A 12499-nucleotide genomic window follows, 5' to 3' on the forward strand; every position below is an offset into this window, starting at 1 on the left:
CGAACAGCGACAGTCACGGATCGCACCTGTTGTCCGACTGAGGGTGAGCCTGCTGCGGTTGTATCTGACGTACCGGAGGTTGCAACACGTCCCGACGGAGTGTGACGAATGGTCATCGCCGACCAGTCAGTGCCGCCTGACATCGTGGATCGCCTTCTTTGGCGTGACGCCCAGCAGATGCTGGGGCGGCACGCCGGGGCGGATCACGAAGGCAACTGCGTCTGGTGTGGATGGAGGTGGCCGTGCGCCCCGCGCCGGCTGGCCGAACGCGCCGACGCCGCATCCCGGCGGCCGTGGCGGGAAGCCTGGACTCTCCGGCACGACCTGAACAGCATCCGGGCCATGCCCGGGTTCGGGGACAACGTCGACCGGCACGAACGGTCCCGTAACCGGGGTGCCTACTACGACTGACAATTCCATCGAAAAGGCTCCGACGTCGCCGACAGCTTGACCTCCCCCGGCAGGCCCCGGCTTTTCAGCCCGGCCGACGTCTCCCGGCGGTGACGCCGCTGCGCCCCGCCAGCGCCGCGGCATCCCGCACCAAGGACCCGCCCTTGAACTGGTAGGACCGGCACGCCTCCGCTGGTCCAGCGCCTCCGGCCAGGCGCGACCCCCGGTTTGGGCGGGGCGGTTGGCGGGAGCGCGTGACCACAGGTTCCCCCGCAATAACTCGGTCGCGCGCTCCCGCCCACCTATAGTGGAAGCGGTCCATAGTGGAGGTGCGGCGACCACCATGCCCGTTCCTGCGCAACTGCCGCCGGCCGTCGCCGGGTTCACCGGCCGCGAGGCCGAGATGGCCCGGCTCGACGCCGAACCGGCCGGGGTGACGGTGGTCTTCGGCCCGCCCGGCACCGGCAAGAGCGCCCTTGCCGTGCAGTGGGCCCGCTCGGCCGCCAAACGTTTCCCGGGCGGCCGCCTACAACTCGACCTGCGCGGCTTCGACAACTCCGCGCCGCGCGAGCCGGCCGACGCCCTGCGCCTGCTGCTCGCCGCGCTCGGCGTCGAACCGGGCGCGATGCCCGCCGACCTGGACGGCCGGCTCGGCCTCTACCGCGAGCTGACCGCGCCGCTGCGCCTGCTCCTGGTGCTCGACAACGCCCGCGACGACGAGCAGGTGCGCCCGCTGCTGCCGGCCGGCGACGCCACCCGCACCGTGGTGACCAGCCGCGGCCGGCTGACCGGCCTGATCGCCGCGGTCGGCGCCCGGCCGCTCGAGGTCGCCGTGCTGCCCCCGGCCGACGCCGCCGAGCTGTTCCGGCGGCGGCTCGGCCCCGAGGAGACCGAACCGTCGGCCGAGGCGGAGATCATCCGGGCCTGCGGCGGTCTCCCGATCGCCATCACCCTCGCCGCCGCCCGCATCCGCACCGCGGGTTACCCGCTCGCCGCGCTGGCCGCCCTCGCCGCCGAGCTGCGCCGCCCGGCCAACCGCCTCGACGCCCTCGACGACGGCCGCCCCGGCGGGGTGCGGGCCGTCTTCTCCTGGTCCTACCACGGGCTCAACCCCGACCCGGCCCGCCTGTTCCGGCTGCTCGGGCTGGCCGCCGGGCCGGACATCGCGCTCGCCGCGGCCGCCGCGCTGAACGGGCAGCCGCCCGTCGAGACCCGGCGCACGCTGCGCGAGCTGGTCGAGGCCGGGCTGCTGACCGAGCCGGTGCCGGGCCGCTTCGCGATGCACGAGCTGATCCGGGTCTACGCCGCCGAGCAGGCCCGCGAGCAGGAGCCGGTCACCGGCCGCCGGGGTGCGCTGACCCGGCTGCTCGACCACTACACGCACACGGCGTACCAGGCCGATCTCGTGCTCAACCCGACCCGGGCGCCGATCCCGATGTCGCTCGGCGCGCCCGCCGACGACAGCCGGCCCAGCCCGCTCGTCGACATGAAGGCCGCCATCGACTGGCTGCGCGGCGAACGGGAGACGCTGCTCGCCGCCGTCCGGCAGGCCCGCGACGAAGGGCTGGACACCCAGGCGTGGCAGCTGAGCTGGGCGCTCGACTCGTTCCTGAACGAGGAGCGCCGCTGGGACGACGAGGGCGCGGCGTGGGCGGTGGCGCTGGATGCGGCGGCCACCCTCGCCGACGGGCCGGCCCTGGCGTACGCGTACTCGTTCCTCGCCGTCGCCGACGGTCGCCGGCAGCGATTCGGCGAGGCGCAGGCCAATCTCAGCCGCGCTCTCGCCCTGGTCGAGGAGGCCGGTGACGTGGCCGGCGTCGCGGAATGCCGGTTCATCCTGTCCTACCTGTGGTGGCTGCAGGGGGATCAGGAGCGGGCGCTGGCCGAAGCCGGGACGGCGCTGGAGCTGTTCGGCACGGCCGGCGACCCGATCTGGGAGGGCAAGGCGGCGCTGGCGGTGGGGTGGTATTACGCGCAGCGCGCCGATCCGGCGACCGCGTTGCCGTTCTTCAAGCGGGCGCTCGCGCTGCAGCAGCGGGTCGGCGACTGGGAGAACGAGGCGGTCACCCGGGACAGCCTCGGGATGCTGCACCTCACCGTCGGCGAGCACGACCACGCGGCCCGGCACTTCGAGGAGGGGCTGCGGCTGGCCCGCAAGACCGACAATCCGGTGCTGGAGGCGCAGATCCTCGCCCACCTCGGCGACCTGTATGAAACGGTGCGCGACTCGGGCGTGGCGGCGGAACGCTGGCGGCAGGCGTACGAAATCCTCGTCGACCTCGGCCATCCGCAAGCCGCCGACCTGCGCCGGAAGCTTGCCCCCGGCCGTGCCGCGGAGTCCGCCATCCGCACCCACCGCCTGCGCCGCGGTCTGTCCCAGGAGGACCTCGCCGAGCGCACCGGGCTGAGCGTGCGCACCATCCGCTACCTGGAGTCCGGTAAGGCCGGCCGGCCGCGCCCGGAGACCGTGCGGCTGCTCGCCGACGCGTTCGGCCTGGCCGACGCCGAGCGCGACCAGTTCCACGTGGCGATGTCCCGCTGATTGCCGCTCGTTTTGCCGGTTCCTTGCCTGTGCGACCGCCCGGCCGGCGCCGAGGATGAGAGCAGGAGCTCACACATCAAGGGGGAGCGTCCGGGCGGCGTGCGAGTCGCCCGGACGCGTGAGTTCCCGCCCGTAGCGCAGCTGCGGCACCGGCACCCCGCTGATCGGCTCGACCCGGGTGACACCGTCCGGCCGCCAGCCGCCGCGGTCGTAGAAACGCCGGGCCACGGTGTTCTCCTCGAGCACCCAGAGCACCGCCCGGTCGCCGATCTCGGCGAGCCGATCGAGCGCGTCGACCATGAGCAGCTTCCCGATACCGCTGCCGACCAGCTCCGGGTCGACGTGGATGGCGTAGAGCTCGGCGGCCCCCTCGACCTCGCTGGGCCCGACGTAGCTGAAACCGGCCAGCCGCCCGTCCTGCTCGGCGACGGTCAGCCGATGCGTGTCGCTCTCCCACGTCCACCGCTCGCTCCACCAGGCGCCGAGCGCGTCACCCGACGGCGACTCGAGCGCCTCCGCGGAGAGGATGTGCGCGTAGGCGTCGGCCCGGGACCGGAAATGCAAAGCGCCGACTTCAAAAAGATCAACGTCTTTTCCGGTACGGAGGGTGGCAGTCACCGCAACACGCTATCGCCGGGCCGGCACCGGGATGCGCATGAGGTCCTCGGCCAGGACTATCTCGCCGTCGAAGTACGGCCGGGCCTCGGCCAGGAAGCGCGCCGGGTCCGGGTAGCGCTGGGAGAAGTGGGTGAGGACCAGGGTGCGGACCTGGCAGTCGCGGGCGATCGCGGCGGCCTGGGCGGCGGTCAGGTGGCCCACCTGGGCGGCCAGGACGGCGTCCTCCTGCAGGAAGGTCGACTCGATCACCAGCAGGTCGGCGTCCTTGGCCAGGGCGAACACGTTGTCGCACAGGCCGGTGTCCATGATGAACGCGAACGTCTGGCCGCGGCGGACCTCGCTCACCTGCTCCAGCGTCACGTCGCCGAGGCGGCCGGTGCGTTGCAGCTCGCCCACCGCCGGGCCGGCCAGGCCGTGCTCGGCCAGCAGCGCCGGGACCATCCGGCGGGTGTCCGGCTCGGTGAGGCGATAGCCGTACGTCGGGAGGGAATGCCATAGCGGCAGGGCGGTGAGGCGCCCGGCCGGGGTCTCCGTCTCGAAGATCGCGCCGTCGGCGGGGGAGGCGACGATGTCGGCGTTGTCCCAGTAGCTGGTGGCGTGCCGCAGCCGGTCGTAGAACTCCTGGCCGGCCGCCGGGTAGTGGACGGTCACCGGGTGCGGCACCTTGTCGAGCGAGATGCGCTGCAGGACGCCGGGCAGGCCGAGGCTGTGGTCGCCGTGGAAGTGGGTGATGCAGATCCGGCGCAGCGGGGTGACGGCCAGGCCGGCCATCAGCATCTGGCGCTGGGTGCCCTCGCCCGGGTCGAAGAGGATCACCTCGTCGTCCCAGCGCAGCACGTAGCCGTTGTGGTTGCGGTGTCGGGTGGGAACCTGGCTCGCCGTACCGAGCACGACCAGCTCGCGCATCACCGACTCCTGAATATGGTCGACCCCCGGGGAGCTTCCACGCACGCGAAGCGAGTCGTGGTCCGGTCGGACAAGGCCGGATCCCCAGGGGTCGGATGGCTGCCTGAAATTCGCCGCGACCGCTGCCACACGGTCTCGACGCTCAAACAAGCTGTCGAGGACAGCGGCTAGCGGACAGCCACCTCACGAGTCCCGTTGCTATCCAACTTTGGACCACCTCCCTTCACGTGTACGGCCACGTTAACCAGGTCGAGGGCCCGCCGCCAACGAATTTAGATCACTACAACCGTGGGAATACCCGGGGCGACATCTCGGTGCCCTCGACCGCTAGCGAGGCCGGGCCGACGATCAGCGGGTCGGGGCGGCCGACCACCTCGTCGTCCTTGTTCTCGTAGGTGAAGCGGCTCAGTACGTGCCGGATCGCCTCCAGGCGGGCGCGCTTCTTGTCGTTGCTCTTCACCACCGTCCACGGGGCGTCCGCGGTGTCGGTGTAGAAGAACATCGCCTCCTTGGCCTCGGTGTAGTCACCCCACTTGTCGAGGGAGGCCAGGTCCATCGGCGACAGCTTCCACTGCCGGACCGGGTCGACCTGGCGGATCGCGAAGCGGGTGCGCTGCTCGCCCTGGGTCACCGAGAACCAGAACTTGACCAGGTGGATGCCGGAGCGCACGAGCATCCGCTCCAGCTCCGGGGTCTGCCGCATGAACTCCAGGTACTCCGCCCGCGTGCAGAAACCCATCACCCGCTCGACGCCGGCCCTGTTGTACCAAGAACGGTCGAACAGCACGATCTCACCGGCGGACGGCAGGTGGTCGATGTAGCGCTGGTAGTACCACTGCGTGCTTTCCTTCTCGCTGGGCTTCTCCAGCGCCACCACCGACGCGCCGCGCGGGTTCAGGTGCTCCATGAACCGCTTGATCGTGCCGCCCTTGCCGGCCGCGTCCCGGCCCTCGAACAGCACCACCATCCGCTCGCCGGTGGACTTGCAGTGGTTCTGGAACTTCAGCAGCTCGATCTGCAGCAGCCGCTTGTGGCGGTCGTACTCGTGGCGGGACATCCGCTCGTCGTACGGATAGTCCTCGCGCCAGGTGTCCACCGGGCTGCCGTCCGCGTTGAGCAGGACCGGGTCATCGTCGTCGTCATCGGCGACCCGGTAGCCGCCCAGCGTCGTGATCGGCCCGTCGTAGGCCTCGGTGACCTGATCGTCCTGGAACTCTTCTGGTGCGTCCGCCTGCATAACCCGATTTCATACCCGGCCCAGATGAACTTCAGGCCAGCCACTTGCGAAGACTCTTCTTTCGCGAAGACTCCACCACCACCGGCAACTCGGCGTAGGTGTCCTTGCCGACCTGCTCCTGCCGCGCCCACAGCACGCCGAACCAGAAGTTGTCCGGACCGAGCTCGTGCAGCAGCTCCCGGGCGACCACCGAGTCCTGGTGGGCGCCGAGCACGTCCTGCAGGTCGGTGAGGGCGTTGACCAGCTGCTTGCCCGGCTTGCCGGCGCCACCGGCGAAGACCTCGACCGCATACCGGGCGCGCTTGTAGGCCTTGCGGGCGTCGTGCAGCTCGGCGTCCGCGCCGTCGGCCAGCGCCTGGTCGAGCAGGCCGTCCGCCTTGGCCAGGCTCTTCGCGGCCCGCCTGATCGGCGTCGGCTCACCGTTGCCGGGGAGGTCGCTGAGGCGGTCGATGCGGTCGAGCAGGGCGAGGTAGCGCTCGCTCTCCAGCGCCTCGGCGAGAGCCGTGCGGCCCCGCTCGACCTGGTCGTCGAGGTGCTGCCGGATCCGTGCGGCCACCTCGGTGAACTGGTCGCCGGACTCCTCCACCCCGGCCAGCAGCTTGCCCTTCTGCACCTGGCCGTCGCGCACCTCGCCGAGCAGGTCGGCGAGCCACTTCAACTCCGGCGCGACCTCGTCGAAGCCGGGGAACGAACGCTTGAAGGTCTTCAGCGAGCTGCGCAGGCGCCGGGTGGCGACCCGCATCTTGTGTACCGACTCGGGGTCGCCCTGCCGCACGCCCGGGTCGAACTCGGCGAGGGCGTCGCGCTGCTCCCGGGCGTACGCAAACACGGGGTTGACCTTGCCCCTCGGCTTTTTCGGGGTTGTCTTCTCCAGGCGGCCGTTGAGGGCTCGGGATACCTTGGACGGGCCGGCGGCCGGCGTGGCGCCCGCGGCGAGCAGGAGCCGCTCGACCGCATCGAGAAGCGCGGCGTCGCCGTCGACCAGCTCGACCTCGATCTCCTGCCAGCGCTGCTCGACGCCGTCCGACTCGGCGGTCACCTGATCCTGCGCGACCAGCGCGAGCGTGCGGCCCTTGGCGTCGCGCAGCGGCGTCTCGACCCGATGCGTACGCAGACGGGCGACCGGCTTGAGACCCTTGCGCCGGATGATCGCCCGGACCTGGCCGCGCAGCTCGGCCGGCACCTTTTTCTTGTCCCCGTTCAAGGGCAGGCGATGCTCGGTGCGGCTGTTGCCGCTGCCCGGAGTCTTCAGATGCCAGCCGGCGTCCTCGCCGCCCGTCCGCCGGCGCAACGTCCGCCGGTTTTGCATCAAGGTCAGGTCATCGGTGTCGAAGTAGGTGGCATCCAACTCGTGGGTCTGCGCACCGGTGGTGTCGCGGATGCCCGCCGTGCCCGCCAGCGAGGGCAGCACGAAGCCATCCGGGACGTCGTATTTGCGTTCTGTTTCGCTGGCGGTCTCCATCTGTTCATGGTGCCCGACCGACCGTTACATACACAGGCCAATCGATTGGCAGCTTCCGCACAGCTTCGTCTCAGCTTCTGCTGGCACCGTTGGTGGCCGGTTTCGCCGCCGCTTGGAGGTTGCACATGGAGAAGCCCGACCGTCGCCCGATTTCGCTGGCCGGCATCGGCCTGATCAGCGCGGGAGCCGTGCTCGGCCTGGCCCTCGCGGCACCGGCCTCGGCCGCGCCGTCCGACACTCCGCGCCCAGCCGCGGCACCCACCGTCGAGAAGGACAAGCGCTAGGCCAGGCTCTCCCGGCTGCGGAGGTAGAGCGCCCGCGAGTAGCTGGCGGTGGCCGCGCTGAAATACATGGTCGCGAGCCCGACGTGGAAGCTGTTGTCGGTCAGCGCGTTCTTCGCGTTGGCCGACCCGGACCACCGGATCTCGGCGTCCGAGGCGCTGATGCCGCGGCGCTCACAGCGCAGGCGGTTCATCTCCTTGCCCATCTTCCAGGTCTCGAGCGCGGACTCGGCCTGCCGCATCATCTTGCCGGCCTGCTCGGTGAGGGATTCGGCGAGAGCCCAGGCGGCTCGCTCCTCCTCGCTGCGAAAAGTCGACACGCGCGCACCTCCCAGGGTGGTCGGGGGTCGACTCCCAGTGTGCGAAAGATGTCGGGACATGTCGATCTTTTTCCACCGGGGGCATGAATATGCCGCGAGCGACTTGCTCAGGCGGATCCCCGCAGCGCGCTCCGCCAGGCGGCGAAGCGCGATTTAGCGAGACCGGTATGCGTCGGCGCGGTGTTCGATCGCCGTCACGGTCACGACGAGGCCGTCTTCGTCGATTTCGTAAAGGACGCGGTAGGTGCCACGTCTGGCCGACCAGGTGCCCTCGAACGGCGGTAGAAGAAGTCGTTTACCGACCCGCTGCGGGTTGTCGAGGAGGGTAGTGGTGATGAACTCGTAGACGGCTGCGGCGATTTTCTCGGGCAGTCGTCCGGCGAGGGCACGCGCGGCCGGCCCGGCCACCTGAAGCCGGTAGCGGCCGGGCGCGGGGTCGGTCACTTTGCTCGCCTCGACCGCTTCGCCATCAATGCTGCGAGTTCGTCGCTGTCGAGGACGTCACCGGCTTCGACAGCCGCCTTGGACTCAGCGAGCTGCCGCATGGCCTCGGCACTGGACAGAACATCCAGCGTCTCCTCCAGGGCCGCAAGGTCGTCGGCAGAGATGAGTATCGCGGCGGGGTGGCCATGCCTCGTGATCTCCACCCGCTCATGCGTTCTGGTCACCTCATCGATGAGTTCCGAGAGGCGGTTACGGGCGTCGGTGAACGGCACGACGGTCATGCTCGAAGTATAGGCAGTTATTGGCGCGAAGTCTGTACAAAATTGGCACCAACTGACCGCGGTCAGGTGGTGCCAGCCGGAGTGCAAGACCGTTACGAGGCGGTCTTGGCCACGCCCACCGGGCAGGTCATGCCGTTCGGTGCAGGATGCAGTTACCCGTCCGAAGGCGGTACGTCGCAGATCTTGCATCCGCCGACCATGAAGTGGCCTATTCCGACTGTCCGCGAAGATCCGCGGCCTTGCGAGGCCTGAACCACGCGACGGCGAGGATGGCTAACGGCCAAGGAACGAAGATGAGCCAGAAGCCGGCATCAGGCCCCAACCAGCGGGCGGTTCCCGCAACCCAGATAAACGGGCCGACCAAAACAGCAGCCCCCAGCAGAAACCAGAACACGGCAGCCTCGGACACGCTTCGCCAGGCCCGCCCTCTGGCCTTGAGTACGGGGGCTTCACCGCCCACGAGGACGCGGACACCCCAGCCGATAAGGGCCAGTCCGACCAACGCCCCGATCACCGCTTGCACGACCATGGCCCGAGCCTAGAGGCGTCCGAGAGCGGGACGATCAGCGCCCGGGCGCTCCATGGGAACCGAACGGGTACAACCGACCAGGAGCACTGATACGAGGCCACCGATTGCGGTGCCGCGTTGCCACCAGTCGGGGCGTGGCGGCGGCGGGGCGGGTACCCCTTTGCGGCGTAGTCCCCTCGCTGAGGGGCTGTCTGTGCGTGGCAGCCTCGGCCGCCGCGATGGGGCTGTTCCAGTCTCGGGTCGGGCATCGCGGCGACGATTCCAGCGATTCACGGTTGCCATTGTGGAACATGGCGACAACATCGCGGCTACCCGCATTCGGTTCTGTGTGCAGGGGCGCAGTAATGCAGGATGCAGTTTATCCGTTGAGTTGAAGGGGCGCTCGGTAGCGGTTGCCCTTCGGCGTATGAGCGAGCGCAGGCGACAGGTGCGGGGATTGCAGCACCTCCGCCCGGCGCGGAACTTCGATCTGCTGGCCGTGTTCACCAAGGTGCGTCTCAGATTCCGAATTGGCTGCGGACGGAGGATGGCTGACGGAGTATCGATCCGGACACTGTCATCCGAGTCTGAGGGCGGGTTTCTGGTGAATCGAAAACAATTTCGGATTGGGGCGGCTGCGGTCGCCGTAATGATCAGTAGCTTGGTGTCAGGTCCGGCAAAGGCGATGCCCGGACAGGCGGCGCCGCGCCCGCGCCTCGATCTGACCTGCTCTCTCATCACTGACACCGACGGTATCGGGATGAACGAGCTTTACCTGGTAGATCCGAACGGCTACCGACGTCATCTCGCAAACGAAGCATCGTTCCACGTTCTTTTCCGGAGCTTCGACGACATCAAACAACGGGCTGATATCCGGGACATCGCCGAGGGCCCTGAATTCAGTGCCGATATCCACATCGCCAGCCCCAGAGGCTCCAATGATTGGTTCCTCATGACTGACGGGAAGAAAAACCCGATCACGCCCGCCGGGGCAGCCAAGTGCGACTTCGACTACAACAACGTGGTGGCGGTCAACCCCATCCTGGTGAGGGATGTGCCGGTGGGTGTGACCTGGATCTGACTTGACTCAAGGTCGCCGAACGGACGTGCCGGCAGCGCGCACGATGTCCTCCCGATGAGCTGGAAATTAGCAGGACGGCGTGCGGATCAGGACCGCCCCAGCCAGATGGCCGGGGCGGTCGCCGTTGTCAGGATGCGGTATCCGTCTGCGTCGGAGGGGCACAGTAGTTGAGCCCGGTAGGGCCGTGGTTGCAGTAGCCGTATGGGTTCTTGGTGTCGCTCAAGTACTGCTGGTGGTAGTTCTCCGCGTAGTAGTACTGCGTCAGCGGGCGGATCTCCGTGGTGATCTGGCCGCGGCCGGCCTTGGTGACCACCGGCTGGAAGGCCTCCACCGACGCCGTCGCCGTGGCCAGCTGGGCGTCGGTCGTGGTGTATACGGCCGAGCGGTACTGGGTGCCGACGTCATTGCCCTGGCGCATGCCCTGGGTCGGGTCGTGGTTCTCCCAGAACGCCTTGAGCAGGTCCTCGTACGCGATCTTGCTGGGGTCGTAGACCACCTGAACCGCCTCGGTGTGCCCGGTCGTACCGGAGCAGGTCTCCTCGTAGGTCGGGTTCTTGGTGAAGCCGCCGGCGTAGCCGACCGATGTCGAGTACACCCCGGGCAGTCGCCAGAAGATGCGCTCGGCGCCCCAGAAACAACCCATGCCGAAGACCGCGACCTCGAGGCCGGCCGGCCACGGGCCCTTGAGCGGGGTGCCGAGCACGGTGTGCGTGTCGGCGACCGGCATCTCGATGAGGCGGCCGGGCAGGGCCTGGTCGGGGGTGGGCAGTTCGAGCTTCTTGTGCCGCAGGAACACGGTCACTCCCTTCATCCGGTCTCTGCAACGCCGGGAGTTAGGTAATCCTTACCGCGATCTTCTCGGCGTAGGCAGTGGCCTCGGCATCATCGGCGTACTTCGTTCGTGGCCAGAAGAAGCCGCGCAGTCCGTCCCCTTTCGTCCGCGGCACCACATGAGTGTGGAGGTGCGGGACCGACTGGGACACGATGTTGTTGATGGCGACGAAGGTGCCGGTCGCGCCGAGGGCTTCGGGCACGGCCGCCGCGACCCGCTGCACAAGACCGAAATATCCGGGCAGATCGGCGGGTGGCAGCTCGGGCAGCGTCACCACATGGGTGCGCGGGACGACCAGCACGTGGCCCTTGAACACCGGCCGGGTATCGAGGAAACCCACGCCATCAGGGGAATCGACGACCTTGAAGGCCGGCACCGAGCCCGCCACGATCGCACAGAACACGCAGTCCGCCACCAGGCGAGACTAACCTTGCGGACCATGACGGCTAACAGCTACGGCTTCGACACCCTCGCCATCCATGCCGGCCAGGAACCGGACCCGCGAACGGGCGCGGTGGTGCCGCCGATCTACCAGACTTCCACCTACGCCCAGGACGCCGTCGGCGCTCCACGTCTGGGCTACGAGTACGCCCGCTCCGGCAACCCGACCCGCGACGCCCTCCAGGAGTGCCTCGCGGCGATCGAGGGCGGCCGTCGCGGCCTGGCCTTCGCGAGCGGTCTCGCCGCCGAGGACACGCTGCTGCGCGCCGTCTGCCGCCCCGGTGACCACGTGGTCATCCCGGGCGACGCGTACGGCGGCACCTATCGCCTGTTCGCCAAGGTCGCCGAGAACTGGGGACTCGACTGGACCGCCGTCCCGCTCGACGACCTCGACCAGGTGCGCGCCGCGTTCCGGCCCGGCCACACCCGGATGATCTGGGCGGAGACGCCGACGAACCCGCTGCTCAACATCGCCGACATCGCGGCGCTGGCCGGGCTCGCGCACGAGTACGACGCGATGCTGACCGTGGACAACACGTTCGCCTCGCCGTACCTCCAGCAGCCGCTCGCGCTCGGCGCCGACGTCGTGGTCCACTCCACCACGAAGTATCTGGGCGGGCACTCCGACGTGGTCGGTGGCGCCCTGGTCGTCGGGAACGACGAACTCGGCGACCAGCTCCTCTTCCACCAGAACGCGATGGGCGCGATCAACGGTCCGTTCGACGCTTGGCTGACGCTTCGAGGGATCAAGACCTTGGGTGTACGCATGGAGCGGCACTGTGACAATGCCGAGCGCATCGTCGGATACCTCAACGAGCACTCCGCCGTGGCCCGCGTCTACTACCCGGGCCTCGACACCCACCCGGGCCACGAGACGGCCGCCAAGCAGATGCAGCGGTTCGGCGGCATGGTGTCGTTCCGCGCGGCCGGCGGCCAGGAGGCAGCCATCGAGATCTGCAATCGGACGAAACTGTTCGTGTTGGCCGAGTCGCTGGGCGGAGTCGAATCGCTCATCGAGCACCCGGGTCAGATGACACACCTGTCCGCAGCGGGCTCACCGCTTGAAGTCCCCGCCGATCTCGTGCGACTGTCTGTCGGCATCGAAAGCGTTGACGATCTGCTCGCCGACCTGGAGCAGGCACTCGGCTGAATGTAA

The 12499-nt window shown here is 69.0% G+C and carries 15 protein-coding genes; 5 read left to right on the top strand and 10 right to left on the bottom strand.

Going from position 1 to position 12499, the window contains the following annotated elements:
• The first annotated feature begins 144 nt into the window (after nt 1-144).
• A complete protein-coding gene (locus Adu01nite_RS44775; protein WP_239133190.1) occupies nt 145-411 on the top strand; it encodes a hypothetical protein in 267 nt (88 codons plus the stop codon).
• 322 nt (nt 412-733) lie between these two features.
• A complete protein-coding gene (locus Adu01nite_RS44780; RefSeq protein ID WP_203735499.1) occupies nt 734-2932 on the top strand; it encodes a tetratricopeptide repeat protein in 2199 nt (732 codons plus the stop codon).
• Between the two features lie 69 nt (nt 2933-3001).
• Here Adu01nite_RS44780 and Adu01nite_RS44785 read toward each other — a convergent pair whose 3' ends face one another.
• The 4 genes from Adu01nite_RS44785 to Adu01nite_RS44800 form a co-directional block, all read right to left on the bottom strand.
• Nucleotides 3002-3550 (bottom strand): GNAT family N-acetyltransferase, encoded by a 549-nt coding sequence (locus tag Adu01nite_RS44785; protein ID WP_203735500.1) that lies wholly within the window; start codon nt 3548-3550, stop codon nt 3002-3004.
• A gap of 9 nt (nt 3551-3559) precedes the next feature.
• Nucleotides 3560-4456 carry a ribonuclease Z gene (locus tag Adu01nite_RS44790; RefSeq protein WP_203735501.1) on the bottom strand — a complete coding sequence of 299 codons (897 nt, stop codon included), beginning with the start codon at nt 4454-4456 and terminating at the stop codon, nt 3560-3562.
• A 280-nt stretch (nt 4457-4736) separates the two neighbouring features.
• Complete coding sequence (ppk2, locus tag Adu01nite_RS44795; RefSeq protein WP_203735502.1) at nt 4737-5693, bottom strand: polyphosphate kinase 2; 957 nt, start codon at nt 5691-5693, stop codon at nt 4737-4739.
• Nucleotides 5694-5724: 31 nt separating this feature from the next.
• Nucleotides 5725-7155 (bottom strand): CYTH and CHAD domain-containing protein, encoded by a 1431-nt coding sequence (locus tag Adu01nite_RS44800; RefSeq protein ID WP_203735503.1) that lies wholly within the window; start codon nt 7153-7155, stop codon nt 5725-5727.
• A gap of 125 nt (nt 7156-7280) precedes the next feature.
• Here Adu01nite_RS44800 and Adu01nite_RS44805 point away from each other — a divergent pair, with 125 nt between their 5' ends.
• The gene (locus tag Adu01nite_RS44805; RefSeq protein WP_203735504.1) at nt 7281-7439 is read left to right on the top strand and encodes a hypothetical protein; all 159 of its coding nucleotides are present in this window, start codon (nt 7281-7283) and stop codon (nt 7437-7439) included.
• On the opposite strand, the gene Adu01nite_RS44810 is transcribed toward Adu01nite_RS44805, so the two are convergent.
• From Adu01nite_RS44810 to Adu01nite_RS44825, 4 genes are all read right to left on the bottom strand, one after another.
• Complete coding sequence (locus Adu01nite_RS44810; RefSeq protein WP_203735505.1) at nt 7436-7756, bottom strand: hypothetical protein; 321 nt, start codon at nt 7754-7756, stop codon at nt 7436-7438. The two genes, Adu01nite_RS44805 and Adu01nite_RS44810, sit on opposite strands and share 4 nt — an antisense overlap.
• Nucleotides 7757-7909: 153 nt before the next feature.
• Nucleotides 7910-8200 carry a type II toxin-antitoxin system RelE family toxin gene (locus Adu01nite_RS44815; RefSeq protein WP_275414782.1) on the bottom strand — a complete coding sequence of 97 codons (291 nt, stop codon included), beginning with the start codon at nt 8198-8200 and terminating at the stop codon, nt 7910-7912.
• The gene (locus Adu01nite_RS44820; RefSeq protein WP_203735506.1) at nt 8197-8481 is read right to left on the bottom strand and encodes a type II toxin-antitoxin system Phd/YefM family antitoxin; all 285 of its coding nucleotides are present in this window, start codon (nt 8479-8481) and stop codon (nt 8197-8199) included. The genes Adu01nite_RS44815 and Adu01nite_RS44820 overlap by 4 nt, the downstream gene beginning before the upstream one ends.
• A gap of 208 nt (nt 8482-8689) precedes the next feature.
• Complete coding sequence (locus Adu01nite_RS44825) at nt 8690-9010, bottom strand: hypothetical protein (RefSeq protein WP_203735507.1); 321 nt, start codon at nt 9008-9010, stop codon at nt 8690-8692.
• Between the two features lie 406 nt (nt 9011-9416).
• On the opposite strand from Adu01nite_RS44825, the gene Adu01nite_RS44830 reads away from it, so the two are divergent.
• Nucleotides 9417-10070: a hypothetical protein gene (locus Adu01nite_RS44830; RefSeq protein ID WP_203735508.1), complete on the top strand. Its 654-nt coding sequence runs from the start codon at nt 9417-9419 to the stop codon at nt 10068-10070.
• Nucleotides 10071-10197: 127 nt separating this feature from the next.
• Here the strand turns inward: Adu01nite_RS44830 and msrA are convergent, their stop codons facing one another.
• Nucleotides 10198-10866: a peptide-methionine (S)-S-oxide reductase MsrA gene (msrA, locus tag Adu01nite_RS44835; RefSeq protein ID WP_203735541.1), complete on the bottom strand. Its 669-nt coding sequence runs from the start codon at nt 10864-10866 to the stop codon at nt 10198-10200.
• 37 nt (nt 10867-10903) lie between these two features.
• Nucleotides 10904-11317 carry an HIT family protein gene (locus Adu01nite_RS44840; RefSeq protein ID WP_203735509.1) on the bottom strand — a complete coding sequence of 138 codons (414 nt, stop codon included), beginning with the start codon at nt 11315-11317 and terminating at the stop codon, nt 10904-10906.
• 24 nt (nt 11318-11341) lie between these two features.
• On the opposite strand from Adu01nite_RS44840, the gene Adu01nite_RS44845 reads away from it, so the two are divergent.
• A complete protein-coding gene (locus Adu01nite_RS44845) occupies nt 11342-12493 on the top strand; it encodes a cystathionine gamma-synthase (RefSeq protein ID WP_203735510.1) in 1152 nt (383 codons plus the stop codon).
• Nucleotides 12494-12499: the final 6 nt, after the last annotated feature.

The sequence above is a fragment of the Paractinoplanes durhamensis genome (assembly GCF_016862175.1).
GTDB classification, from domain to species: domain Bacteria; phylum Actinomycetota; class Actinomycetes; order Mycobacteriales; family Micromonosporaceae; genus Actinoplanes; species Actinoplanes durhamensis.